The 23,876-nt window shown below is 51.9% G+C and carries 26 protein-coding genes; 18 read left to right on the top strand and 8 right to left on the bottom strand.

Annotation, left to right across the window (positions count from 1 at the left end; translation table 11 throughout):
* Positions 1 to 17: 17 nt before the first annotated feature.
* The 10 genes from atpB to glmS all read left to right on the top strand — a co-directional run bounded on the left by atpB (position 18) and on the right by glmS (position 9,901).
* Positions 18 to 857: a F0F1 ATP synthase subunit A gene (atpB, locus tag OEW58_00130; GenBank protein ID MDH5299754.1), complete on the top strand. Its 840-nt coding sequence runs from the start codon at positions 18 to 20 to the stop codon at positions 855 to 857.
* Positions 858 to 910: 53 nt separating this feature from the next.
* Positions 911 to 1,192, top strand: coding sequence for a F0F1 ATP synthase subunit C (atpE, locus tag OEW58_00125; protein ID MDH5299753.1), 282 nt, complete (start codon positions 911 to 913; stop codon positions 1,190 to 1,192).
* Between the two features lie 56 nt (positions 1,193 to 1,248).
* Positions 1,249 to 1,719, top strand: coding sequence for a F0F1 ATP synthase subunit B (locus OEW58_00120; GenBank protein ID MDH5299752.1), 471 nt, complete (start codon positions 1,249 to 1,251; stop codon positions 1,717 to 1,719).
* A 13-nt stretch (positions 1,720 to 1,732) separates the two neighbouring features.
* Positions 1,733 to 2,269, top strand: coding sequence for a F0F1 ATP synthase subunit delta (locus tag OEW58_00115; protein MDH5299751.1), 537 nt, complete (start codon positions 1,733 to 1,735; stop codon positions 2,267 to 2,269).
* Between the two features lie 25 nt (positions 2,270 to 2,294).
* A complete protein-coding gene (atpA, locus tag OEW58_00110) occupies positions 2,295 to 3,836 on the top strand; it encodes a F0F1 ATP synthase subunit alpha (GenBank protein MDH5299750.1) in 1,542 nt (513 codons plus the stop codon).
* 16 nt (positions 3,837 to 3,852) lie between these two features.
* Complete coding sequence (atpG, locus tag OEW58_00105; protein MDH5299749.1) at positions 3,853 to 4,719, top strand: F0F1 ATP synthase subunit gamma; 867 nt, start codon at positions 3,853 to 3,855, stop codon at positions 4,717 to 4,719.
* Between the two features lie 37 nt (positions 4,720 to 4,756).
* The gene (atpD, locus tag OEW58_00100) at positions 4,757 to 6,139 is read left to right on the top strand and encodes a F0F1 ATP synthase subunit beta (protein ID MDH5299748.1); all 1,383 of its coding nucleotides are present in this window, start codon (positions 4,757 to 4,759) and stop codon (positions 6,137 to 6,139) included.
* A 20-nt stretch (positions 6,140 to 6,159) separates the two neighbouring features.
* A complete protein-coding gene (locus tag OEW58_00095) occupies positions 6,160 to 6,585 on the top strand; it encodes a F0F1 ATP synthase subunit epsilon (GenBank protein MDH5299747.1) in 426 nt (141 codons plus the stop codon).
* A gap of 96 nt (positions 6,586 to 6,681) precedes the next feature.
* Positions 6,682 to 8,052: a bifunctional UDP-N-acetylglucosamine diphosphorylase/glucosamine-1-phosphate N-acetyltransferase GlmU gene (gene glmU, locus OEW58_00090; GenBank protein MDH5299746.1), complete on the top strand. Its 1,371-nt coding sequence runs from the start codon at positions 6,682 to 6,684 to the stop codon at positions 8,050 to 8,052.
* A gap of 10 nt (positions 8,053 to 8,062) precedes the next feature.
* Positions 8,063 to 9,901 (top strand): glutamine--fructose-6-phosphate transaminase (isomerizing), encoded by a 1,839-nt coding sequence (gene glmS / locus OEW58_00085; protein ID MDH5299745.1) that lies wholly within the window; start codon positions 8,063 to 8,065, stop codon positions 9,899 to 9,901.
* An 88-nt stretch (positions 9,902 to 9,989) separates the two neighbouring features.
* On the opposite strand, the gene OEW58_00080 is transcribed toward glmS, so the two are convergent.
* The 6 genes from OEW58_00080 to gpmI form a co-directional block, all read right to left on the bottom strand.
* Complete coding sequence (locus OEW58_00080; protein MDH5299744.1) at positions 9,990 to 10,571, bottom strand: hypothetical protein; 582 nt, start codon at positions 10,569 to 10,571, stop codon at positions 9,990 to 9,992.
* A gap of 1 nt (position 10,572) precedes the next feature.
* Positions 10,573 to 11,148, bottom strand: coding sequence for a DJ-1/PfpI family protein (locus tag OEW58_00075; GenBank protein ID MDH5299743.1), 576 nt, complete (start codon positions 11,146 to 11,148; stop codon positions 10,573 to 10,575).
* On the bottom strand, positions 11,103 to 11,891 hold the full coding sequence (locus tag OEW58_00070) for a divergent polysaccharide deacetylase family protein (GenBank protein ID MDH5299742.1): 789 nt from the start codon (positions 11,889 to 11,891) through the stop codon (positions 11,103 to 11,105). Before OEW58_00070 ends, OEW58_00075 begins: the two co-directional genes overlap by 46 nt.
* A 53-nt stretch (positions 11,892 to 11,944) precedes the next feature.
* Positions 11,945 to 13,267 (bottom strand): S41 family peptidase, encoded by a 1,323-nt coding sequence (locus tag OEW58_00065; protein ID MDH5299741.1) that lies wholly within the window; start codon positions 13,265 to 13,267, stop codon positions 11,945 to 11,947.
* A 100-nt stretch (positions 13,268 to 13,367) separates the two neighbouring features.
* Positions 13,368 to 14,531 (bottom strand): peptidoglycan DD-metalloendopeptidase family protein, encoded by a 1,164-nt coding sequence (locus OEW58_00060; GenBank protein ID MDH5299740.1) that lies wholly within the window; start codon positions 14,529 to 14,531, stop codon positions 13,368 to 13,370.
* 2 nt (positions 14,532 to 14,533) lie between these two features.
* Positions 14,534 to 16,081 carry a 2,3-bisphosphoglycerate-independent phosphoglycerate mutase gene (gene gpmI, locus OEW58_00055; GenBank protein ID MDH5299739.1) on the bottom strand — a complete coding sequence of 516 codons (1,548 nt, stop codon included), beginning with the start codon at positions 16,079 to 16,081 and terminating at the stop codon, positions 14,534 to 14,536.
* 246 nt (positions 16,082 to 16,327) lie between these two features.
* Here gpmI and OEW58_00050 point away from each other — a divergent pair, with 246 nt between their 5' ends.
* From OEW58_00050 to hemW, 7 genes are all read left to right on the top strand, one after another.
* Positions 16,328 to 16,645, top strand: coding sequence for a metalloregulator ArsR/SmtB family transcription factor (locus OEW58_00050; protein MDH5299738.1), 318 nt, complete (start codon positions 16,328 to 16,330; stop codon positions 16,643 to 16,645).
* Positions 16,646 to 16,739: 94 nt separating this feature from the next.
* Positions 16,740 to 17,195, top strand: coding sequence for a rhodanese-like domain-containing protein (locus OEW58_00045; GenBank protein ID MDH5299737.1), 456 nt, complete (start codon positions 16,740 to 16,742; stop codon positions 17,193 to 17,195).
* 5 nt (positions 17,196 to 17,200) lie between these two features.
* Entirely contained in the window at positions 17,201 to 17,467 is a 267-nt protein-coding gene (grxC, locus tag OEW58_00040; GenBank protein MDH5299736.1) for a glutaredoxin 3, read from the top strand.
* Between the two features lie 5 nt (positions 17,468 to 17,472).
* Entirely contained in the window at positions 17,473 to 17,895 is a 423-nt protein-coding gene (trxC, locus tag OEW58_00035; GenBank protein MDH5299735.1) for a thioredoxin TrxC, read from the top strand.
* Positions 17,896 to 17,910: 15 nt separating this feature from the next.
* Complete coding sequence (gene secB / locus OEW58_00030) at positions 17,911 to 18,387, top strand: protein-export chaperone SecB (protein ID MDH5299734.1); 477 nt, start codon at positions 17,911 to 17,913, stop codon at positions 18,385 to 18,387.
* 9 nt (positions 18,388 to 18,396) lie between these two features.
* Positions 18,397 to 19,404 carry an NAD(P)-dependent glycerol-3-phosphate dehydrogenase gene (locus tag OEW58_00025; protein ID MDH5299733.1) on the top strand — a complete coding sequence of 336 codons (1,008 nt, stop codon included), beginning with the start codon at positions 18,397 to 18,399 and terminating at the stop codon, positions 19,402 to 19,404.
* Positions 19,405 to 19,409: 5 nt separating this feature from the next.
* Entirely contained in the window at positions 19,410 to 20,561 is a 1,152-nt protein-coding gene (hemW, locus tag OEW58_00020) for a radical SAM family heme chaperone HemW (GenBank protein ID MDH5299732.1), read from the top strand.
* Here hemW and OEW58_00015 read toward each other — a convergent pair.
* Together OEW58_00015 and OEW58_00010 are read right to left on the bottom strand one after the other, a co-directional pair.
* A complete protein-coding gene (locus OEW58_00015; GenBank protein ID MDH5299731.1) occupies positions 20,558 to 22,522 on the bottom strand; it encodes an ATP-binding protein in 1,965 nt (654 codons plus the stop codon). The genes hemW and OEW58_00015 overlap by 4 nt on opposite strands.
* A 186-nt stretch (positions 22,523 to 22,708) precedes the next feature.
* Positions 22,709 to 23,578: a YicC family protein gene (locus OEW58_00010; protein MDH5299730.1), complete on the bottom strand. Its 870-nt coding sequence runs from the start codon at positions 23,576 to 23,578 to the stop codon at positions 22,709 to 22,711.
* 66 nt (positions 23,579 to 23,644) lie between these two features.
* Here OEW58_00010 and OEW58_00005 point away from each other — a divergent pair.
* A partial coding sequence (locus OEW58_00005; GenBank protein MDH5299729.1) for a serine/threonine protein kinase occupies positions 23,645 to 23,876 on the top strand: 232 nt, incomplete at its 3' end.

Raw genomic sequence — 23,876 nt, 5'->3', positions numbered from 1 at the left:
ACTTTAGGAGTTGAACTGTGTCAGGAAATTCATCCGGCGGCGGTACAGTCGAATATATTCAACACCATTTGACCAACCTGTGTGTGGGCGACTGCGATCCAGTTACTCATCAAGCGGCGGGCTTTTGGGCTCTGCACGTAGACACGGTATTTTTCAGTGTGCTGTTGGGCTTGGTCATCATTCTGGTATCCATGAAGTTATCGCGTAATCTGCAGACAGGTGCGCCATCAGGTTTCCAGAACATGGTTGAAGGTATTCTTGAGTTTGTGAGCGGTCAGGTACGTGATACCTTCCCTGGTCACAATCCTTTGATAGCTCCACTGGCATTGACCATTTTCCTCTGGGTTTGGTTGATGAACTTTATGGACTTGATTCCTGTGGACCTGCTGCCTTTGCTGGGCACATTCATCGGCGTTGAGTACCTGAAAGTTGTACCTACCACTGACTTGAATACCACGATGGCGATGGCGCTGGTGGTGTTTGTTTTGATCGTTTATTACAACATCAAGGTCAAAGGTGTAGTAGGCTACCTGAAAATGTTCTTGTTCCACCCCTTCGGCAAATTCTTCGTACCTGTAAATATCGTTATGACGGCGATTGAAGAACTGGCCAAGCCATTGAGCTTGGGTCTTCGTTTGTTCGGAAACATGTTTGCCGGTGAGCTGGTATTCCTGCTGATCGCACTGTTGGGTGGTTCTGCAGCCATTGGCGCTGGTCTGCTGTTCATTCTGCCACTGCAGGTTGTGCTGGATCTGGCCTGGTTGATTTTCCACATTCTGGTAATCACGCTGCAGGCGTTCATCTTCATGGTGCTGACCATTGTCTACTTGGGCATGGCGCACACTGACGATCATTAATTTCGGTTTTGTTTTTGGTTTTTTTGTTTTCTTAACTTTGAGGAGAAGTAATTATGACACCTGATATGATTGCTAACATTTACGCTTACACTGCTGTTGGCGTTGGTGTTATTTTGGCTGCTGCTGGTTTGGGTTCTGCTATCGGTTGGGGCCTGATTTGTGCGAAAACTCTGGAAGGTATCGCTCGCCAGCCTGAAATGCGTCCTCAGCTGATGACTAACATGTTTATCTTTGCTGGTCTGATGGAATCTTTCCCGTTCATCATCCTGGCTTTCGCAATGTGGTTCCTGTTCGCGAATCCTTTCGTTGGTGCTTTGCAAGCTGCGTTGGGTTAATCGGGTTTACTCGATATTGCCAACCAATGTTTAACAGAGCCTAAGAGGATTACGCCATGAACATTACGGTAACCCTATTAGCGCAGATGGTTGCGTTTATCATCCTGATTTACTTTGTAAACAAGGTGCTGTGGAAGCCCTTGTCAGAGATGATGGAAGCGCGTCAAAAGCGTATCGCTGATGGTTTGGCCGCAGCGGAAAAGGGTAAGCAAGAACAGGAGCTGGCGGAAAAGAAAGCACTTGAACTGATTGGCGATGCCAAGAAGCAAGCGGCTGAAATTATTGTCCAGGCGCAAAAGCGTAGTAACGAAATTGTGGATGAGGCAAAAGATGCCGCACGTGCCGAAGCAGATCGCATCGTCACTGCTGCCAATGCCGAAATCCAGCAAGAAGTTAACCGCGCGAAAGAAGCTCTGCGTAAAGAGGTTTCTCAAATTGCCCTGGCCGGTACCAGCAAAATACTCAAACGCGAGATCGACGCCAAGTCCCACAAAGACTTGCTCGACGATCTGGCCGCTCAGATTTAACGGGTAACAGATCATGGCAGAAGCAATTACTATCGCGCGGCCATATGCTAAGGCGGTTTACGATCTGGCTCACGAGAGCAAGTCGTTGAAAGACTGGTCAGACAGTTTGCAATTTGCTGCTGCCGTGGTTAGCGACGCCCAGATGGCTGCGTTGATTTCGAATCCAAAAGTAGCGCCAGAGAAAACCGTTGAGCTGTTGCTGTCTGTATGCCAAGGCAAACTGACAGCAGGTGCGACGAATCTGGTTAAAGTGCTCGCCGATAACGATCGTTTGGAACTTCTTCCCGAAATTTCTGTTTTATTCGAGGAATTGAAAGCCCAAGCTGAGCGCACGGTGCATGCTGTACTGACTGCTGCAGTCGCGGTGGATAAAGCACAGCAAGACAAATTCATCGCCGCGCTGAAAAAGCGTCTGGGCTGTGAAGTAAGTCTGGAGTGCAAGCTAGATCCGTCCGTAGTCGGTGGCGCCATTATTCGCGCAGGTGACCTGGTGATCGACGGCTCGGTATCCGGGCAGTTGGATCGACTGGCCAGTGTGATGTCGCGCTAATCCAAGTTTTGAGAGGGAAAATCCCATGCAACTGAATCCAGCCGAAATCAGTGATCTGATTAAGCAAAAGATTAAAAACTATGACGGCGCTGCTGAAGCTCATAATGAAGGCTCAGTAGTTAGCTTGACTGACGGTATCGCCCGTATTCACGGTCTGTCCGGCGTAATGTCTGGTGAAATGCTCGAGTTTCCCGGCAACGTATACGGCCTGGCGCTGAACTTGGAGCGCGATTCCGTTGGTGCGGTAATCCTGGGTGACTATCAAGGTCTGTCCGAGGGTGACGCAGTAAAATGTACTGGTAAGATCCTGGAAGTTCCTACCGGCCCAGAATTGTTGGGTCGCGTTGTGGACGCTCTGGGTAATCCAATCGATGGCAAAGGCCCGATCAATGCCCGCACTTCTTCTCCTGTTGAGAAAATTGCACCTGGCGTTATCGATCGTAAATCCGTTGACCAGCCTGTTCAAACAGGTATCAAGGCGATCGACGCGATGGTGCCAATCGGCCGTGGTCAGCGTGAGTTGATCATCGGTGACCGTCAGACGGGTAAAACCGCTGTAGCCATCGACGCCATCATCAATCAAAAAGGCACTGGCATTAAGTGCGTTTACGTTGCAATCGGTCAGAAGGCTTCTTCTATCGCCAACGTAGTACGCAAGCTGGAAGAATACGGCGCACTGGAGCACACCATTATCGTGTCTGCGTCGGCTTCTGAATCTGCAGCAATGCAGTTCCTGGCACCTTACTCCGGTTGCGCCATGGGTGAATACTTCCGTGACCGTGGTGAAGACGCACTGATCATCTATGACGACTTGACCAAGCAAGCTTGGGCTTACCGTCAGGTGTCTCTGTTGCTGCGTCGTCCTCCAGGTCGTGAAGCATACCCTGGTGACGTTTTCTACCTGCACTCACGTCTGCTGGAACGCGCATCTCGCGTTAACGCTGAATACGTTGAGAAGTTCACCAACGGTGCAGTGAAAGGCAAAACCGGTTCTTTGACCGCACTGCCAATCATCGAAACCCAAGCGGGTGACGTATCTGCGTTCGTACCAACCAACGTAATCTCGATCACTGACGGTCAGATCTTCCTGGAAACCGACCTGTTCAACAGCGGTATCCGTCCTGCGATCAACGCAGGTCTGTCAGTATCGCGCGTAGGTGGTGCAGCTCAGACCAAAATCATCAAGAAGCTGGGTGGTGGTGTTCGTCTTGACTTGGCTCAGTACCGTGAATTGGCAGCATTTGCCCAGTTCGCTTCTGACCTGGACGAAGCAACCCGTAAGCAGATCGAGCGTGGTCGCCGCGTTACTGAACTGATGAAACAGAAGCAGTACGTACCACTGAGCACTGCAGAAATGGCGTTCTCGCTGTTTGCTGCTAACGAAGGCTTCCTGGACAACGTTGATGTTAAGAAAGTTGTCGATTTCGAAGCAGCCTTGCATTCGTACATTAATTCCAGCTGCGCTGAGTTGGTGAAAAACATCAACAGCACGGCCAATTACAATGACGAAATTGCAGCTCAGATGCGCGCAGCGATTGAGAAATTTAAAGCCACAAGCACTTGGTAAGGCGGGGTAACTAATCATGGCCGTAGGCAAAGAGATTAGAAATCAGATCAAGAGTATTAAAAACACTCAGAAGATCACCCGCGCCATGGAAATGGTGGCTGCCAGCAAAATGCGTAAAGCTCAGAAGCGCATGGAGGCGTCACGCCCCTATGCGAAGAAGATTCGCAATGTGGTCAGCCACCTTGCTCATGCTCATCCAGAATACAGACATCCGTATCTGGCGGTTCGTGAAACTGTTAAACGCGTAGGCTTTATCGTTATTACGTCTGATCGCGGTCTGTGCGGTGGCTTGAACGCCAACGTACTGAAAGCGGCGGTCGGAGCCATGCGCGCGTGGGACGACAAGGGCGTTCAAGTGGACGTCTGCACTATCGGTCAGAAAGGCACTTCATTCCTGAAGCGCTTTAAAGGCGAGATAGTGGCCTCTGCCACGCAGTTGGGCGACTCGCCTGGGGTTAACGTATTGATCGGTACCGTTAAAGTCATGCTTGATGCATACGACACCGGTAAGATCGATCGTTTGTACCTGGTGAGCAATGAGTTCGTGAATACCATGACGCAATTGCCTCACGTAGAACAGTTGCTTCCCATTGCCATTGAAGAACCAGAGGCAGAGCTGAAGCACCATTGGGATTACATGTACGAACCAGAAGCCAAACCCGTTTTGGACAAATTGATGGTTCGTTACATCGAGTCTCTGGTCTACCAGGGTGTGGTTGAAAACATCGCTTGTGAACAGGCCGCACGTATGGTGGCTATGAAGGCTGCAAAAGACAACGCAGGCAATCTCATCAGCGATCTGCAATTGGTCTACAACAAAGCGCGTCAAGCGGCGATTACTCAGGAAATTTCCGAGATTTGCGCCGGCGCAGCTGCGGTGTAAGCGAACAGGTTTATAAACGATTAAGGGGAACTAAGACATGAGCACAGGTAAAGTTGTTCAAGTCATCGGTGCGGTAGTAGACGTAGAATTCCCACGCGACAGCGTGCCAAAGGTCTACCATGCATTGAGCATTGGCGAATTGAATCTGACGATGGAAGTTCAACAGCAGCTGGGCGACGGCATAGTTCGTTGCGTAGCGATGGGGCCTTCCGATGGTTTGAAGCGTGGTATGAAAGCTTCAAACACTGGCAAGGCGATTTCTGTACCTGTAGGTAAGAAAACGCTGGGCCGTATTATGGACGTATTGGGTAACCCAATTGACGAAGCCGGCCCGATCGGCGAAGAAGCTCGTTGGGAAATCCACCGCAAAGCACCTACTTATGAAGAGCTGGCAGCTTCTAACGAACTGCTTGAAACCGGTATCAAAGTTATCGACCTGGTTTGCCCCTTCGCAAAAGGCGGTAAAGTTGGTCTGTTCGGTGGTGCGGGCGTAGGTAAAACCGTAAACATGATGGAGCTGATCCGTAACATCGCGATCGAGCACAGCGGTTTCTCCGTGTTCGCCGGTGTAGGTGAGCGTACTCGTGAAGGTAACGACTTCTACCATGAGATGAAAGAGTCCAACGTATTGGACAAAGTATCTCTGGTTTACGGTCAGATGAACGAGCCACCCGGTAACCGTCTGCGCGTTGCGTTGACTGGTCTGACCATGGCTGAGTTCTTCCGTGACGAAGGTCGTGACGTACTGTTCTTCGTAGACAACATCTACCGTTACACACTGGCCGGTACCGAAGTATCCGCACTGTTGGGTCGTATGCCTTCTGCGGTAGGTTACCAGCCAACACTGGCTGAAGAGATGGGTGTTCTGCAAGAGCGCATCACTTCTACCAAGACTGGCTCTATCACGTCTATCCAGGCCGTTTACGTTCCTGCGGACGACTTGACTGACCCGTCACCTGCAACCACGTTCGCTCACTTGGATGCGACCGTTGTATTGTCACGTTCTATCGCTGAACTGGGTATCTATCCTGCGATCGATCCTCTGGACTCCACTTCACGTCAGTTGGACCCACTGGTTATCGGTCAGGAGCACTACGAAGTTGCGCGTGGCGTGCAGAACACTCTGCAGCGTTACAAGGAACTGAAAGACATTATCGCGATTCTGGGTATGGACGAACTGTCTGAAGAAGACAAGCTGGTAGTACAGCGCGCTCGTAAGATCCAGCGCTTCCTGTCTCAGCCGTTCTTCGTTGCCGAGGTATTCACCGGCTCACCTGGTAAGTATGTTTCTTTGAAAGACACCATCGCTGGTTTCAAAGGCATTCTGAAAGGCGAGTACGACAGTCTGCCCGAGCAGGCGTTCTACATGGTTGGTTCTATCGACGAGGCAGTTGCAAAAGCCAAGAAGATGATGGGCTAACCCAATAAGAGGGTAATGTCATGGCAATGACCTTTCATGTAGACATCGTCAGCGCAGAAGATGAACTGTATTCCGGCACCGCCGAGATGCTGTTCGCTCCTGCGGAAATGGGCGAGGTGGGCATTATGGCCCGCCACGCTCCATTGTTGACAGGCTTAAAACCTGGCGAAGTGCGCATCCAGACCGCCGATGGTGAAGAACACTTCATCTACGTATCCGGTGGAATTCTGGAAGTACAGCCTCACGTTGTGACGATTCTGTCCGACACGGCGATTCGTGCCAAAGATTTGGACGAAGCGGCGGTGGTAGAAGCGAAAGAGCGTGCGGAAAAAGCAATGGCGGATAAGACTTCCGAGATCGAATACGCCGAAGCTGAGCGTCAGTTGGCCGAAGCAGTGGCGCAGCTGCGCGCATTGCAACGCATCAAAAAGAACGTGCAGCGCTAAACTGCATGGGATTTAAGCTTATTCCGTAAGCTGACGATAGAAAAAGGGCCTCTTTGGGGCCCTTTTTTGTTTATACATTTTAGAGATGGAAAACAGATGGATCTAACCGTCGTAATTCTCGCTGCGGGTAAAGGTACCCGTATGCGTTCCGCCCTGCCAAAAGTGTTGCACAAACTGGCAGACAAACCCCTTGTCCAGCACGTTATCGATACCGCCAAAGCGCTCAATCCAGCGAAAATCGTCGTGGTCTACGGTCATGGTGGTGAAATCGTGCCCAGCACCATCAACGATGCCTCTATCCAATGGGTGGAACAAAAGGAACAACTGGGGACTGGTCATGCGGTTGCCCAGGCAGTCAACGCGCTGCCCAAGGCGGACAAGATTCTGGTTCTTTACGGTGATGTGCCCCTGGTGCAGCAGGCAACGCTGCAAGCTTTGACGGCAGCACTGGCCAATAAGGAAGTTGGTGTGTCCTTGCTAACGGCAGTGTTGGCAGATGCGACGGGTTACGGGCGGATTGTGCGTGACGCAAACCATGAGGTGGTGCGCATCGTCGAACAAAAAGACGCCAGCGAAGTTGAGCTACAGATTTCAGAAGTCAACACCGGCATTTTGGCTGCCAGCTATGCTGATCTGAAAACCTGGCTGGGCCGGCTGGGCAACAACAACGCGCAGGGTGAGTACTACCTGACTGACGTGATCGGCATGAGCGTGGCCGACGGCAAGCGGGTCGAAGCCAGCATTATTCGCCGCGAATGGGAAATGGCCGGCGTGAACAACAAAAAACAACTGGCTGAGCTGGAGCGCCAGCATCAGCGCAATATTGCCGAACAGCTCATGGAACAAGGTGTAACCTTGATGGACCCGGCGCGTATTGATGTGCGCGGCAAGTTGACTACCGGACGGGATGTGCTGATTGACGTGAACAACGTGTTTATCGGCGACGTGGTGCTGGGAGAAAACGTACAGATTGGCCCCAACTGCACTATCAAAAATTGTCGCATTGGCGATGATGTGCACATTTATCCCAATAGTGTGCTGGAAAATTCCGTCATTGAGGCCAACTGTGACATTGGGCCGTTTGCGCGGATTCGTCCCGACAGCGTGCTCAAATCCGGTGCGAAAGTGGGTAACTTTGTTGAAGTTAAAAAATCCACCATCGGTCACGATTCCAAGGTCAACCATCTGAGCTATATCGGCGATACCACCATGGGTGATAATGTAAACATTGGTGCGGGCACGATTACTTGCAACTACGATGGTGCCAACAAATATCAGACGATTATCGAAGACGACGTTTTTGTCGGTTCAGACACGCAATTGGTTGCGCCAGTGACCTTGGCCAAGGGCACCACCATCGGTGCGGGCTCCACCATCACCAAGGACACGCCGGCGGGCAAATTGACGTTGAGCCGTTCCAAGCAAATGAGCTTGGACAATTGGCAACGACCTGTGAAGAAGAAGTAAGGAAAAAAATATGTGCGGAATTGTAGGCGGAATCGCCGAGCGTAACGTGGTACCTATTCTGGTGGAAGGTTTGCGACGCCTGGAGTATCGAGGCTATGACTCTGCCGGCGTTGCTGTCGTGAATAAAACCGATGGTGAAATTGGTCGCCAACGTTCCATGGGCAAGGTCAAAATTCTGGCCGACAATATTGCCGCACACGGTCTGGCCGGCGATGTGGGCATTGCACACACCCGCTGGGCAACCCACGGCAAGCCCTCCGAGGCCAACGCCCATCCGCACATTTGTAACGGCACGATCGCAGTCGTACACAACGGCATTATCGAAAATCACGAAGAGCTGCGCGAGCGGCAGAAAGCGGAAGGTTTCCGTTTCACTTCGCAAACCGATACCGAGGTTGTTGCCCATGAAGTTTTTGCGCAATGGGAAAAAACTTCAAACCTGCTGACAGCGGTACAGACGGCAGTCAAAGTGTTTGAAGGTGCGTATGCCATCGCCGTATTGCAGAAAGCAAATCATGGCGAAATGGTGGTCGCGCGCAAAGGCTCCCCCTTGGTGGTTGGGATTGGCATTGGCGAATACTTTATTGCCTCGGATGTTTCCGCACTGTTGCCGGTAACGAACAAATTCGTGTTTTTGGCAGATGGTGACGTTGCCCGAATCACGCGGGAAAAATTGGAGATTTTTGATCTAAACGATCAACCAGTTCAGCGCGATGTGACCTTCTCAACCCTCAGCGCAGACAGCGCGGATAAAGGTCAGTACAAGCACTACATGCTCAAGGAAATTTTCGAGCAACCCAAAGCCATTACCGACACGCTGGAAGGTCGGACCTTGAATGGCAAAGTGGTCGATGTGTCCTTTGGCAACGATGCGCCAGCGATTTTTGACAAGGTTGATGGCGTAACGATTCTTGCCTGCGGTACCAGTTACCACTCAGGTATGGTGGCCAAATATTGGCTGGAGTCGATCGCCGGCATGCCCACTAGCGTGGAAATCGCCTCAGAATTCCGTTATCGCGATCCGGTACCACGCAAAAATAACTTGGTGGTGACTATTTCCCAGTCCGGCGAAACGGCAGATACCTTGGCCGCATTGCACGAAGCCAAGCGTTTGGGATTCGGTGCCAGTCTGGTGATTTGCAACGTGTCCGAAAGTTCACTGGTGCGCGAATCTGATCTGGCGCTGATGACGCGCGCAGGTCCCGAGATCGGTGTGGCTTCGACCAAGGCGTTTACCACCCAATTGGTCGCGCTGATGCTGTTGACTCTGGCATTGGGCCGTCGCCGTGGTTTGAGCAGCAAGCTGGAAGCCGAAATCATCCACGAACTGCACAGATTGCCGGGCAAAATTGAGGCAACGCTGAAAAACAGTGACGAAGTGATTAAATTGCTGGCCGAGGATTTCATCGCCAAAAATCACGCGCTGTTTTTGGGGCGCGGTGTGATGTACCCCATTGCCATGGAGGGGGCGCTGAAGCTGAAAGAAATTTCCTACATTCATGCTGAAGCGTATCCCGCAGGCGAACTAAAGCATGGACCGTTGGCGCTGGTGGATGCGCAAATGCCGGTAATTACTGTCGCACCCAACGATGATTTGCTGGAAAAACTGAACTCCAACATGCAGGAAGTCGCTGCGCGTGGTGGTCAGTTGTACGTATTTGCGGATCCTGCGGCGAAAACCACCCAGGGTGAAAATATTCGCACCATCGTGATCGAAAAGTCCGACGAGTGGATATCGCCGATCCTGTTCACTGTGCCACTGCAATTGCTGTCGTATTACGTGGCTGTGTTGCGTGGTACCGATGTGGACCAACCACGTAACCTGGCGAAATCTGTAACGGTGGAATAAGCGAATAAATTTCGCCTACGCAAAAAAGCCGAAGTATTTACTTCGGCTTTTTTGTTGAGCTAGCCATCAGGTTGTAGCGCCGAAGGTTTTATTCCTTGCCGAAATTACGCAGAATTTTTTCTACCACATCGTTATCCAGTGCTTTGACTTCGCGTTCGTCAAGTATGTGATAAAGCGCAGCGATGGCATCGGTGTAGTCCTCAAGATCCAGTTTGTCGGTGCGCTTTTCCTGCGACCAGGCCAGGGCTTTTTTGGTCGGGCCAGTGGTGCCATCGTATTTCTCCCACAAAGGGAAAAATTTCCATAACAGACCGTCACCTTTTTCGAGTTCGGTGATGTACTCACGAATGTCGACGCGGGTGGGATAGTCCATCCGGTTTTTGGAAATCAGGTAGGTGAGCAGGCCCACCACTATGGAAGGAATCATAAAAATCCAGACCATCTTGGCGAACCCGGCAAGCGGAATCAGATTATTGCTGAAGCCATAATAACCACCAACGAAACCAATGGTGTACAGGCTGAAGGCGGCAAAAATACCGTATAGCAGTGCTTTGGGTTTGTGCTTTTTGACGCGGGCTTTGTAATTTAGCCGATAAATATCAAAACTGCGGTCGAACAGTCGTTTGATTTCTTTTTTGGCGGCGCGTTCGTTTCTGTGACGGCTGGACATGTTACTGCGGAGTTTCCTTCTTGGGACGCAGCAGTGGGCCTTCCACTGCCAGTCGTTTGATTTTACTGTCGAGAACTTCGATCAGCGTGAGTGCAAAATCCATCGCTGTGCCTGGCCCACGGGACGTGATGATAGTGCCGTCGATAACAACATCTTGTTCAACGTAGCGCATGCCGGGCACATTGGTCATTTTGTCCAGGGTGCCGGGATAGCTGGTGGCATTACAGCCATCCAGTACACCCGCTGCCGCGAGTGCTCGTGGCGCGGCGCAAATGGCGGCGACGTAACGCTTGGCCTTGAAGTGTGCCTTGATGCAGGCCTGAACTTTGGGGTCGTCGCGCAGGTAATCCGAGCCAGGAAGGCCACCGGGCAACACCAGCATGTCAAACAATTGATCGCCAATGTCGGCCAGGGTTTTGTCTGCGACCAGTTTAGTACCACGGCTGGCGACGACCAGTTTATCCGGGTCGAGGCTGGCGGTGGTGACGGTAATGCCGGCGCGGCGCAACAAATCAATGATGGTGACGGCTTCTAATTCTTCACAGCCTTGAGCGAGGGGGATAAGGACGCTTGCCATGAGGGTGTCTCGCTGTATTGTTGGACCAATTGACTGATGGGGACTAATTCTATGCCTTTTGCCGCCAATTGTGGCAATTGTTGACGCAAAAACTCCAGCGTTTCGGGATGCGGGTGACCGATGGCCACGGCGTATCCTTTACGGCGCGCCCTATTTAACAGGCGTTTGAACTGAGTTTCAAGATTGCCGAACTGCTTGTCGTGGTCGAGAAAAACATGCCGGCCCAGCGAGGGAATGCCGTGCTTGCCCGCTTGCGACAGGGCGATGCTGTTGGAACTGGTGCGGCTGTCGATGAAATAAACATTGCCCCATTGTTTGAGCTCTTCCATTAGCCAGCCCATGGGCTTGGCTTTTTCAGTCAGCAGACTGCCTTTGTGATTGTTGACGCCATAGGCGTAGGGGACGGCACCGATAAAACGCCGCAGCTGGGCGACGAAGGCTTGCTTGTTCATGGAGTTGCTTAGCCATTCAGCATCGGCTTGTTTGGTGTTATGAGCCTGCATGGGCAGATGCAGTAAAACATCGCGATTATTGTCATGGGCCAGTTGTGCCAGCGCCAGGGCGTGAGGGGTGTTAGGCAGAATGGAAACACTGATGTCGCCGGGCAGAGCAATGGCCTGCTGGCCCTCCTCGAACAAATAGCCAAGGTCATCAATGATAATTGCAATACGTGCTGGCGCAGCCTGTGCCGATGCGCAGACCAAGGTGAGCAGCAGAAAAACAGCGGTACGAAGTGAGGTCATCTATAGGTTTGGTAGCGCCCCTCCTTCCATTCGGAAGGAGGGGTTGGCAAGACTTAGTTAGTGTTGATTTGGCCCATGATCTTCATGGCGCGCAAAATATTCAAGGCTTCGTAGAGGTTGTAATCCTTTTGCGCAAGATCAGTGTCATCAGGAGTTTTCTCAGCCTCTTTGGCAGATGACGATTCTTTCTTTTTACCATTGTTTTCCAGATGGCGGGCCAGATCCGCTTCTTTGACGCGGTTGGACTGCTCATCGGCAGCAGTAACGTTCAGCGGCGCCAGAACAATGTTGGGCTGAATTCCTTCGGCCTGGATCGAGCGGCCGCTGGGGGTGAAGTAGCGCGCGGTGGTCAACTTCAGCGCCGCGTCGCCCAGCAGTGGCAGTATGGTCTGAACCGAGCCCTTACCAAATGAGCGGCTGCCCATGATGATGGCGCGTTTGTGGTCCTGGAGCGCACCAGCGACAATTTCAGACGCGGAGGCCGAACCTTCGTTGACCAGTACTACGATGGGCGCACCGTCGAGAACATCATCGGGATTGGCGCTAAAATTCAGACGCGATTCGGGATCACGACCCTCGGTGTACACGATCAGACCTTCGGTCAGGAACGCGTCGGATACTTCAACTGCCGCATTGAGCACGCCACCGGGGTTGTTGCGCAGGTCAATGACCAGACCATGGATGCCGCCCTTGGCTTCTTTTTTGAGTTTCTTGATGGCATCAAGTACGGCATCACCGGTTTTGGATTGGAAGCTGGTGATACGCAAATAGGCAAAGTCCTGGTCGAGCATGCGGTATTTGACGCTCTGGACGCGGATCACATCGCGAGTCAATTCGATCTTGATTGGTTTGTCAGAGCCTTCACGCACGATGGTCAGCAATAATTTGGAACCGGGTTTGCCGCGCATGATTTTGACGGCTTCGGTCAGGGTCAGACCTTTGACCGGGGTATCATCAAGTCGAATGATGACGTCGCCGGCTTTGACGCCGCCACGATCCGCAGGCGTGTCGTCAATGGGAGAGATGACTTTGACAAAGCCGTCTTCCATGCCGACTTCAATGCCCAGGCCGCCAAATTCACCGGTGGTGCCTACTTGTAATTCTTTGTAGCCGTCAGCGTCGAGAAAATTGGAGTGGGGATCCAGGCCCTGCAGCATGCCGCGGATGGCGTTTTCCAACAGGGTTTTGTCGTCGACAGGTTCGACGTAATCACTTTTGATTTTGGCAAAGACTTCGTTGAACGTGCGCAACTCATTGACCGGGATGGACATCGGCACTTCTTCTTTTTCAGCGAAGACCGTGCTGACGATAGACAGGCTTACGCCGAGGACCACACCCGTACACAAAATGAGAATTTGACGCGTTCTATCTTTCATTACTAGCTCCACGGGCCTGTCGATTAATAGCAAAAGGTAATTAATTCCGGGCGTTGCGACGCGTACTAACTATACACGCATCCAAACGCTTTACATAACGTTAACGCCTAGCAATCCATTGACCAGGATCAAGCGTACGACCATCGCGGCGAATTTCAAAATACAGACCAGGTTCGTCACGGCCGCCACTGCTGCCAACCTGTGCGATGGTTTCGCCCAAGCTGATTTTGTCGCCAACATTTTTGTAAAGCTGCTGGTTGTGGCCGTAAAGACTCATATAGCCGTTACCGTGATCAATGATCAACAAAAATCCGTAACCACCAAGCCAATTGGCAAATACGACGCGGCCTCTGGCGACGGCTCTAACCGGGGTGCCTTCATCGGCGCGAATGCTAATGCCGTTCCAGCGCAGGCCGCCATTCCCTCGTTGGCTGCCATAGTGGTTCTCAATACGACCTTTAACGGGCCAAGGCAGGCTTCCCTTGAGTTTGGCAAATGGCTTTTGCGGGTCGATATTGGGCGTGTCACGGGTAACCGATTGATAAATTTCGCGGGCAAGTTTGCTCAGGCGTTGTTCATCGGCGCGAAGGCGATTAAGGCGAGAGTTGTCCTTGCGAACTTCCTGATTGATTTGAGCAAGCACTTCCTTGCGGTAGATGCGCTGTGCGCGCAGTGTTTGATGCTGTTCTTGCGCGGCGGATTGTTGTTGCAGTAATTGTTGCTGCCCAGCATCCAGTTCGAGTTCCAAGGTTTTTAGGCGGGCAAGTTCTTCGTCAAGTGAGGCAAGGATTTCCACGCGCTGTTGATTGAAATAATGATAGTACGCAAGGTTTCTGCCCACGAGCGCGGGGTCTTCAGAGTTCAGCAGCAACTTCAGATGATGGTTGCGACCCATCATGTAATGTGTCAGCACCTGGGTTTTTAAGGCTTCGCGATGCGAACTGCTCCTGCTAATAATGTCATTGCGCTGGGAGCGCAGTTGCAGCATTTGGCGTTGGGTGCGACGCATGTCGGCTTGCAGACCGGATAATTGCCGGGCGGACTCGGCAATTTTTTGCTCGCTCTCGAGCAGCAGTTTTTCATTTTGCGTTTTTAATTCGGACTGATGCAGAAGATTTTTTTGGATGGCCTGAATCTGTTGCTGCAGTTTGGCCAGATCATCGCTGGGGGCGGCCAGCAATATTGCGGGGGCTAGGCCCGTGAACAAGCCCGCCAGTATCGCGGCGAAAACGAAAAACCGCGTCGCCACTGGCGGGCGAATCATGCTCACTCCTGCAGGGTGACCAAAGAAACCCCGGTCATTTCTTTGGGCTTATCAAGACCCATCAGGTACAGCATGGTGGGAGTGACATCAGACAGTGCGCCGGTGTCGGCCATGGTTGCAGCACGTCCAATGTACAGGAACGGCACAGGGTTCATGGTGTGTGCAGTGTGTGCTTGTCCCGTCTCGCCGTTGAGCATCATTTCCGCGTTGCCATGATCTGCGGTGATCAGCGCTTCTCCGCCAGCAGCAGTCAGTGCGTCAATCACTCGACCAATGCAGACGTCCAGTGCCTCAATGGCGCGCACGGTGGCGTCAAAGTTGCCGGTATGACCAACCATGTCGGGGTTGGCGAAGTTGCAAATAATGGCATCGTACTGGTGGCTGTCGATGGCGTTGATCAGGCGGTCAGTGACTTCTGCGGCATTCATTTCCGGTTGCAGATCGTAAGTGGCTACCTTGGGAGAGGGGACCAAAATGCGGTCTTCGCCAGGGAAGGGCTCTTCCACTCCGCCGTTGAGGAAAAACGTCACGTGAGCGTATTTTTCAGTTTCGGCGATGCGCAGCTGCTTTAGCCCAAGATTGGAAATGTACTCGCCAAACACGTTTTCCAGGCTGGACGGTGTAAAGGCAATCGGCGCATTGAAATCGGCGCTGTACTGCGTCAGCGTGACAAAATTGGCAAGTTTTGGCCGATGGGATTGCTCAAAGCTCTGGAAATCGTCTTCAATGAACGCACGGGTCAGTTGGCGGGCGCGGTCAGAGCGGAAGTTCATGAAAATCGCCAAATCGCCATCCTGCATGCGGACGGGTTGGTCGTGGGCGTCAAGAATGGCGGTGGATTTGATGAATTCGTCAGTTTCGTCACGCTCATAGCCAGCATTGACTGCGTCGGCTGCGGAATGGGCGGTGAAGTGGGCCTTGCCATTGGCGATCAGCTCAAAGGCGGCCTGCACGCGTGCCCAGCGATTGTCACGGTCCATGGAAAAGTAGCGGCCGATGATGCTGGCAAACTGGCCTTTGCCCACTTCGGCGAAGGTTTGTTCCATTTGCTCAATGTAGCCAAGCGCACTGATGGGTGCGGTGTCGCGGCCGTCGGTGAATGCGTGCAGATAAATGCTGTCGGCGCCTTGCTGGGCGGCCATGCGAACCATCGCCTGAATGTGCTGAATGTGGCTGTGGACGCCGCCGTCGGAAAGCAAGCCGATGATATGAACCGATTTTCCAGATTTGACTGCTTGTTGCAGGTTGCTGCACAGGACCGGATTGTGGAAAAACTCGCCGGATTCGATGGCGTTGATGACCCGGGAGGTTTCCTGATAAACAATGCGACCCGCCCCAAGATTGAGGTGCCCAACTTCGGAATTGCCCATTTGATCAGCGGGTAGGCCTACTGCTTTTTCAGAGGCGTAAATGAGCGTGTGAGGGTACGTGTTCCAGAGCTTGTCCCAATTCGGGGTGTGGGCATGGGCAATGGCATTGTTTTCGCGATTTTCGCTGTATCCCCAACCGTCAAGGACGATTAAGGCGACGGGGCGTGTTGTGGGTACCATGGTTATTTATATGTCTTAATCAATGTTTTTAAAAATCAAAGGGATATGGAAGGCATAAGGAGCCAGTCATATCACCGGGTCGTGGTGCGCGGCAATTATAAGAAAACGTGAGCAAAATTACACAAAATCCTTTAGGGATGGCGTATCATTGTATAATGGATTGTTGATAAAGCAGTAGCAGCTATTTGCGTTTTTGTGCGGTTGGCTTCTCTGTCGAAATTTGGCAAATGAAGGCAGTGCGTGGGTATGAACGAAGAGAATCAAGACATTATTAGTCGCGACGAAGACATTGAGCGAGCAGCGATGTCGATGAAGGCGATGGCACACCCCCTGCGTTTGAAGATCTTGTGCACCTTGGGCGACCGAGAAATCAGCGTGCAGGAGATCGTTGAACTGGTGGGAACATCTCAGAGCAATATTTCCCAACATTTGGCTATTTTGCGTGATAAGGGTATTTTAGCCTCTCGCAAAGACGCCAATCGTGTGTATTATCGCGTCAGTGATGCCCGGACGTTGGCGCTGATCGTGATGATGCGCGACGTATTTTGTCCCAGTTTCATTTAATTTCCGGCGAAGGTGTGCGTGTACTGACAGCGTTTTGTCATCCGGCACGTGTATTTTTTACTGGTCTAACGTTTTTTGGTTTTGAGTGCGCGTAATGGAAACTTATCTAAATTTTATTGCTGAAGAGTGGTTGTTGTTTTCGGCGCTGATCATCCTTCTGGCGTTGTTGGTGCGGTCGGTGGTCATTCCTCGCATCAGTGGACTGAAAGAAGTCAATGTTAACGAGGCGGTGCGTTTGATTGATGCGGACAACACGTTGGTGTTGGATGTGCGTCTGGATCGTGAATACGAAACAGGTCACGTGGCCAAGTCAACCAACATCCCGGTTGGTGCGTTACCCGCGCGGATTGGTGAGCTGGAAAAGTACAAGTCACACAATGTGCTGGTGGTATGCCAAAGCGGCGCGCGTTCAGTGACTGGTGGTACGGTGCTGCGCAAACATGGTTTTGCCAATGTGTTTAGTCTTCGTGGTGGCATGAACGCGTGGAGTAATGCCAACATGCCGGTGACGAATAAACGCGCGGAAAAAAAGAAAAAACGGGAACAATAAGTGTCGTGGCAAAGATAGAAATGTATAGCACTGGTGCTTGTCCCTACTGCGTGCGTGCCCGCATGCTGTTTGAGCGCAAGCAGGTGCAATATCAGGAATATCGCGTTGACCTGCAACCCGGGCTGCGACAGGAAATGGTCGGTCGGGCCAAGCGCACCAGCGTCCCGCAGATATTTATCAATGGTCAGCACATTGGCGGCTTTGATGACATGAATGCATTGGACAGAGCCAACAAGCTGGATGTGCTGTTGAACGACAACACTTCGGAGTAAGGCCTATGCTGCTTGCCTGTCCCCACTGCAATGCGATTAATCGGTTACCTGCCGAACGTTTGGCAGAAGGTGGTAAATGTGGCAAGTGCAAGCAGGGTCTATTTGCAGGCAAGCCGGTGGAGCTAAACGACGCCGGGTTTGATGCGCATGTGGTGCGCTCGGAATTGCCGGTGTTGGTGGATTTCTGGGCATCCTGGTGCGGTCCTTGTCAGGCGATGGCGCCGGCGTTCAGTCAGGTGGCGGCCGAGCTGGAACCGCGATTGCGTTTTGCCAAGGTCAATACCGAAAGCCAGCAAGCACTGGCGGCGAGATATGCGATACGCAGTATTCCCACCTTGATACTTTTCCGCCAGGGCAACGAACTTCAGCGCATGTCCGGGGCAATGGACAGCGCAAATCTACGCAGATGGATACAACAGAGTTTATAGGAGAAAAGAAAGCTCATGACGGATACCCAAGGCAATACTGGTAACGGCGCACAACGTGAATTCACCATTCAAAAAATCTACACCAAGGACATGTCCTTTGAAGCGCCCAATACCCCCATGGTTTTTCGTGAGCAGTGGCAGCCTCAGGTAAACATGCAGCTGGGCAACCAGGCCCAATCGCTGGGTGAAGGTGTACACGAAATCGTATTGAGTGTGACCGTGACCGCGAAGATTGGCGATAAGACGGCTTATCTTTGCGAAGTACAGCAGGCAGGCATTTTCACCATAAAAAACTACAATGACCAGGAAATGGGCGCGATGGTTGGTGCATTTTGCCCCAATATTTTGTTCCCATACGTTCGCGAGCTGGTCTCTGAACTGGTAACGCGCGGTGGATTCCCGCAGTTGTTGCTGGCACCGGTCAACTTCGATGCGTTGTACCAGCAACATTTGCAGCAGTTGCAATCGGCGAAACCGGAAACAGCGCATTAATCACACTTCATGACGAACACCGTATCCATCGCTGTATTGGGCGCAGGTTCCTGGGGAACCGCGTTGGCGAGTTTGCTTGCGCGCAACGGAATCGATACCCGTCTTTGGGGGCGTGACCAGCAACAAATGCTCGAGATGAACCAGTCCCGACAAAACGCACGATATTTACCGGGCATTGCGCTGCCATCGTCATTGCGCATAACGCCTGATCTGGCGAGCGCGGTAGATGGGATCACCGACGTGCTGTTGGTGGTTCCTTCGCACGTGTTTGCCGAGACGCTCACCCAATTGTCGACCATGCTGCCGAAAGCCGTGGGCATTGCCTGGGCCACCAAAGGTCTGGAGCCGAAAGCCTGCATCCCCTTGCATCAAGTAGTCGAACAACACATGGGGCGTGAGCGCCGGACCGCCGTGTTGTCCGGGCCAACTTTTGCCAAGGAGGTCGCGGCAGGATTGCCAACCGCGATCACAGCGGCATCGCCGCAGGCGAGCTACGCCGAAGCGTGGGCGCACTGGTTGAGTAGCGAAACATTTCGCGCCTACACCAGTGATGATGTTATTGGCGTCGAAATTGGCGGCGCAGTGAAAAATGTATTGGCCATTGCTGCCGGTATTGCCGATGGCATGGGCCTGGGTGCCAATACACGCGCGGCGTTGATTACTCGCGGATTGGCGGAAGTGCAGCGCCTGGGCGTGGCGATGGGCGGCAAACCTGAGACGCTGATGGGATTGGCGGGGCTGGGCGATCTGGTGCTGACGTGTACCGATAATCAATCGCGCAATCGTCGAGTGGGTTTGGCGCTGGCGCAGGGCAAAGCACTGGAACAAATTCTCGCTGACCTGGGGCAGGTGGCGGAAGGCGTGTATGCCGCCAAAGAAATCAAACAACTTGCTGCCCGTCATCAAGTGGAAATGCCCATCGCTGAACAAGTGTACGCGGTGTTGTATGGCCACAAGGATCCAAAACGGGCGGCGCGCGATCTGCTTGGTCGGTCGCTCAAGTCTGAAACTGACTGATTCCCTTGTTCGCTTTCAGTCAACTACCGCCGCTAGCGCTGTATGTTCACCTGCCATGGTGCATAAAAAAATGTCCGTATTGTGATTTCAATTCGCATGCGGTAAGCGGTGATCTTCCAGAGCAATCATACATTGCTGCGCTGATTCAGGATCTGGAGCAAGAATTGCCGCTGGTATGGGGGCGACGAATCAGTTCCGTGTTTATCGGCGGCGGTACACCCAGCCTGTTTTCACCTGACGCCATCGATCAATTGTTGTGTGCTATTCGCGCCCGTTTGCCATTGTTGCCCAGCGCAGAAATCACCTTGGAAATGAATCCGGGTACTGTCGATGCGGGACATTTGCCAGGTTATTTTCAAGCGGGCATAAATCGCTTGTCGGTGGGTGTGCAAAGTTTTGATGATGCGGCATTGCAGCGCATCGGCCGGGTTCATAATGCCGGGCAGGCTGTAAAAACAATCGAGCAAGCACAACAGGCGGGCTTTGAGAATATCAACTTGGATTTGATGTTTGCCTTGCCTGGTCAAACACCAGCAACAGCGGCAGAAGATGTGCGACGCGCTGTGCAACTTGGTCCCACGCATATTTCGTATTATCACCTGACCATAGAACAAAACACCTACTTCTATCATCATCCGCCAGTGCTGCCAGAAGATGATGATGCCTGGGATATTCAGGCAAAAGGCCAAGAGGCGCTGGCTGCGGCAGGGTATGCACAATATGAAGTGTCGGCGTATGCGCGTCAGGGATTCCAGTGCAAACACAATTTAAATTACTGGCGCTTTGGTGATTACATCGGTATTGGTGCGGGTGCGCATGGAAAAATAAGCAACGCCCAATTTCAATTTATTGAGCGGCGAATAAAGCATCGTAATCCCCAGGCGTACATCGATGCGGTCGAGAAATTGTCCAGCAGCGAAAAATTGGAGTCGTACGATATGCCGTTCGAGTTTATGCTCAACGCGCTCAGGCTAAAACACGGTTTTGATGTCACGTTGTTTGAACAAGCGACTGGTTTGCCGCGCACGTTATTGCAGCCAGGCTTGCAGAAAGCATCAGATCAACAGCTGATTACCCTGGATGGACAAAGTTTGCACCTGACCGAAAAAGGCGAGCTGTTCTTGAATGATGTGATGGCGTTGTTTCTGGCGGATTAATTCGATTTGTTAGTCAGGATTTGATTGCACACATCGACCAGTTGTTTACAGAGTTGTGGCGCAAATTCACAGCGACCATTTTTCAGCTCATCATTCAAAACTTTGGCATGCTCTGTAATGGCCTGAAAACCATAGCCGCCGCCCAGCCCTTTGAGGTTGTGCGAAATGTCCGTTGCCAGAGCCCAATCCTGACGTTCAACCGCATCACTCAGTGCTTTTAATTTTTCTGGCAGATGATCGAGAAAACGCGACACGAGACTTTCAAATCGTGCGTCAGTTTGCGCTGCAGTCTGAGTGGCCGGATCTGAATCGTCGTTTTTTTCAAGCAAGCGATAAATGGTCTCGTAAAATTTCTTTGGTTCAATGGGTTTGGTGATATAGCCATTGGCGCCTACCAGTTGGCTGCGTTGAAAATCCTGCTGCAATGCATTGGCGCTCACGGATAAAATTGCATTCTTATAACCATTCTCCCGAAGAGCCTTGATGGTGCTGATGCCATCAAGTTCAGGCATGTTGGTGTCCATCAACACCAAGTCGTAAGACTTGTATTTCAGAATGGTTAGCGCTTCCATCCCATTTAGTGCTTCTTCGACTTGCAGGCCGATTTGATTCAAATAGTACTTCAGTAAATCACGGTTTTCTGTGGTGTCATCAACGATTAACGCTGTGGCATCCACCTGTTGATAGGGCAAATAGAATTCGTGCTCAGTAGCGGAATTATTTGGTTGCTCGTTGTGGATGAGTTTTACATTGCTGACATCGCCAACATCAATGGTGAAATCAAATTCGCTGCCCTGGTAGCGTTTGCTGAAGAAGCTCATGTGACCACCAAGCTTTTCCACCAGTTGCTGCGAAATGTATAAGCCCAATCCGGTGCCGCCATAGCGTCGGGTGATGCTGGAATCTGCCTGGGTAAATGGGTGGAGAATACGCTCCATTTCTTCATCGGTCATGCCTATTCCGGTATCAACCACGGTGAATTGTAATTTTGCCATGGGCTCAAGATAGCGCATGCGAATGGTGATTTCGCCTTGCTCGGTGAACTTGACAGCATTGCTGCACAGGTTCAATACAATTTGCCGTAGGCGGGTGGGATCGGTGTAAATAAATTCAGGTATCGGATAGGAAATATCCAAATTAATTTTGAGTTTTTTGGCTTCAGCCAAGGGCTGTATCACCTGAATGGCTTGCTGCAATGTTGCGATAGGTGAGGTTTGCACAATTTCAAGCAGCAGTTGGCCGGCTTCGATTTTGGAAAGATCGAGAATGTCATTAATCAATTCATGCAAATGACGCCCGGCACGAATGATGGTATTGAGATGTTTGCGGGCATCGTCTTTTAAGTAGGCCAGGCTGGTAAGATTTTCAGAGTAGCCAATGATGGTGGTCAGCGGCGTACGAATTTCGTGGCTCATGTTGGCCAGAAAATAACTTTTTGCATCGTTGGCGGCGCGTGCAGAGCGCGCTGCTTGTTCCATATGCTCCTGGGCGATGATGCGTTCCAAAATGCTGCGTACCCAGGCATTAATCAAATTGACGAATTCCAGATCCAGCGTTGTAAATGGTTTTACCGGTGGCTGTTGCGCATAAAAATTGAGTACGCCATAGCGCTGGTTGTTGATGATCATGGGTACGCCAAGATAAAAATTAGAATCACTTTCACGGCAGACGTGGCTGTTGCGGAAGTCTTGTATTTGTGATCCCTGACAGATCAACAACTCATTGCTTTGATAGGTTTTCAGCGCCAAGCTGTTATTCAGATGCAGTGTCTTGCCCTGGTTGCATGGAGGATGAGAATGCGCCTGACAGCTGATGATGTGGCCAACGTGATGCTTGTCTTCGATCTGAATCGCAGAGCAGGCATCGACATCGAGAATGTCGCAGCTGGTGCGCAGCAGATTCGCCAGCTGGGTGGGCAAATCCATGGACGAATCCTGGGTAATGGCGTATAGCCGGCGCATGCGCTGTGCCTGCTCGTTGACGATGTGCTGGCAGGATTGCCTTTTGCGGATAGCGTATGCCGACAGAAGGGCCAAGACGCTGAAAAAACCAATACTGATATAAAGCATTTAGGCCGAGATGCGTTCGGGGAGACTGCAACGACATCGACCCGGTTCGCGCCCGGCTTAAGCCCTGGTCGGTGAAAATTATTCGATGTTCTGTACCTGTTCGCGCATCTGTTCGATGAATACTTTCAGGTCTATGCCCAGTTTGGTGACGTGGGCGTCCTGGGACTTGGAGCAAAGAGTATTGGCCTCGCGGTTAAATTCCTGCATCAGGAAGTCCAGGCGGCGGCCAACGGGCTGGCTGGATTTGTCATCGAGGATGCGTTGCAGCTCGATCAGGTGGGTTTCCAGGCGCTTGAGTTCTTCTTCAACGTCCGAGCGCTGGGTAATCAGCACCATTTCCTGTTCCAGCCGGCTGGGGTCCAGTTGAAGCTGTAGCTCATCAAAACGGGTTTTTAGCCGTTGTTGGGTTGCTTGCAGTGTTTCCGGCAGGCGCACGCGGACTTCGGCAACAATCGCGGAAACCGCGTTGAGTCGCTCCTGCAGGGCTTCCCGCAGTTTTTCGCCCTCGCGGCTGCGGGTGGCAATGAATTCGTCCAGTGCCTTGTCGATAGTCTCGGTAAGGGCGTTTTGCAGGGCTTCCATATTCACACCGGGATTGTGCAAAATACCAGGCCAGCGCAGTACGTCGAACGGCGACAGCGGACCGGGGTTGCGCATTTGCCGGTGAATGCCTTCTGCCAAATCGATCAGGTTTTTGCAAAGATCTTCGTTGACGCGTAACTGATTGGTGTCGGTGGCGGGCTTGAAGCTGAAATTGCACTCGACCTTGCCGCGAAATGTCTGCTGCGCAACGCGTTCCCTGATTTTGGGCTCCAGGCTGCGCAGTTCGTCGGGCAAGCGGACATAGCACTCAAGGTAGCGGTGATTTACGGAGCGGAGTTCCAGGCTCAATGAGCCAAATTCGCCAGATGCGTCTTGTCTGGCAAAAGCCGTCATACTGCGTAACATATTAACCTCTTAAAAAACTCATGGATTTGGCGATAACCTAGACGCGTTTAATACGAATCAGAAGGCATGGGAACTAAAACGATCTTACCGCTACCGGCAGAGACCAAAATAAGCCACTACCAAATAAAACAGGTGATTGGCGGTGGAGGCTTTAGCATAGTGTATCTGGCCACCAATCTCAAAACCGGCGCCGAGGTGGTGGTGAAAGAGTACATGCCAGCCAAGCTGGCCAGGCGTGATGCGGATCTGAGCGTTCATCCCAAGGATTTTTCCACCGAGAAATTGTACAAGCTGGGAC

This window comes from Gammaproteobacteria bacterium, assembly GCA_029884425.1.
Classification (GTDB): domain Bacteria; phylum Pseudomonadota; class Gammaproteobacteria; order S012-40; family S012-40; genus JAOUHV01.
Note: the sequence above shows the minus strand (reverse complement) of the source record. Positions and strands in the feature narration are given on the sequence as shown.

What these genes read in the sequence shown, in the direction of transcription:
- atpG (MDH5299749.1), top strand. Translation starts at nt 3,853, where the DNA reads ATGGCCGTAGGCAAAGAGATTAGAAATCAGATCAAGAGTATTAAAAAC.
- trxC (MDH5299735.1), top strand. Translation starts at nt 17,473, where the DNA reads ATGCTGCTTGCCTGTCCCCACTGCAATGCGATTAATCGGTTACCTGCC.
- OEW58_00080 (MDH5299744.1), bottom strand. Translation starts at nt 10,571, where the DNA reads ATGTCCAGCCGTCACAGAAACGAACGCGCCGCCAAAAAAGAAATCAAA.
- atpA (MDH5299750.1), top strand. Translation starts at nt 2,295, where the DNA reads ATGCAACTGAATCCAGCCGAAATCAGTGATCTGATTAAGCAAAAGATT.
- OEW58_00120 (MDH5299752.1), top strand. Translation starts at nt 1,249, where the DNA reads ATGAACATTACGGTAACCCTATTAGCGCAGATGGTTGCGTTTATCATC.
- OEW58_00060 (MDH5299740.1), bottom strand. Translation starts at nt 14,531, where the DNA reads ATGATTCGCCCGCCAGTGGCGACGCGGTTTTTCGTTTTCGCCGCGATA.
- OEW58_00115 (MDH5299751.1), top strand. Translation starts at nt 1,733, where the DNA reads ATGGCAGAAGCAATTACTATCGCGCGGCCATATGCTAAGGCGGTTTAC.
- secB (MDH5299734.1), top strand. Translation starts at nt 17,911, where the DNA reads ATGACGGATACCCAAGGCAATACTGGTAACGGCGCACAACGTGAATTC.
- OEW58_00015 (MDH5299731.1), bottom strand. Translation starts at nt 22,522, where the DNA reads ATGCGCCGGCTATACGCCATTACCCAGGATTCGTCCATGGATTTGCCC.
- OEW58_00050 (MDH5299738.1), top strand. Translation starts at nt 16,328, where the DNA reads ATGAACGAAGAGAATCAAGACATTATTAGTCGCGACGAAGACATTGAG.
- OEW58_00065 (MDH5299741.1), bottom strand. Translation starts at nt 13,267, where the DNA reads ATGAAAGATAGAACGCGTCAAATTCTCATTTTGTGTACGGGTGTGGTC.
- OEW58_00025 (MDH5299733.1), top strand. Translation starts at nt 18,397, where the DNA reads ATGACGAACACCGTATCCATCGCTGTATTGGGCGCAGGTTCCTGGGGA.
- OEW58_00010 (MDH5299730.1), bottom strand. Translation starts at nt 23,578, where the DNA reads ATGTTACGCAGTATGACGGCTTTTGCCAGACAAGACGCATCTGGCGAA.
- atpD (MDH5299748.1), top strand. Translation starts at nt 4,757, where the DNA reads ATGAGCACAGGTAAAGTTGTTCAAGTCATCGGTGCGGTAGTAGACGTA.
- OEW58_00045 (MDH5299737.1), top strand. Translation starts at nt 16,740, where the DNA reads ATGGAAACTTATCTAAATTTTATTGCTGAAGAGTGGTTGTTGTTTTCG.
- OEW58_00070 (MDH5299742.1), bottom strand. Translation starts at nt 11,891, where the DNA reads ATGACCTCACTTCGTACCGCTGTTTTTCTGCTGCTCACCTTGGTCTGC.
- OEW58_00075 (MDH5299743.1), bottom strand. Translation starts at nt 11,148, where the DNA reads ATGGCAAGCGTCCTTATCCCCCTCGCTCAAGGCTGTGAAGAATTAGAA.
- glmS (MDH5299745.1), top strand. Translation starts at nt 8,063, where the DNA reads ATGTGCGGAATTGTAGGCGGAATCGCCGAGCGTAACGTGGTACCTATT.
- glmU (MDH5299746.1), top strand. Translation starts at nt 6,682, where the DNA reads ATGGATCTAACCGTCGTAATTCTCGCTGCGGGTAAAGGTACCCGTATG.
- atpE (MDH5299753.1), top strand. Translation starts at nt 911, where the DNA reads ATGACACCTGATATGATTGCTAACATTTACGCTTACACTGCTGTTGGC.
- OEW58_00095 (MDH5299747.1), top strand. Translation starts at nt 6,160, where the DNA reads ATGGCAATGACCTTTCATGTAGACATCGTCAGCGCAGAAGATGAACTG.
- gpmI (MDH5299739.1), bottom strand. Translation starts at nt 16,081, where the DNA reads ATGGTACCCACAACACGCCCCGTCGCCTTAATCGTCCTTGACGGTTGG.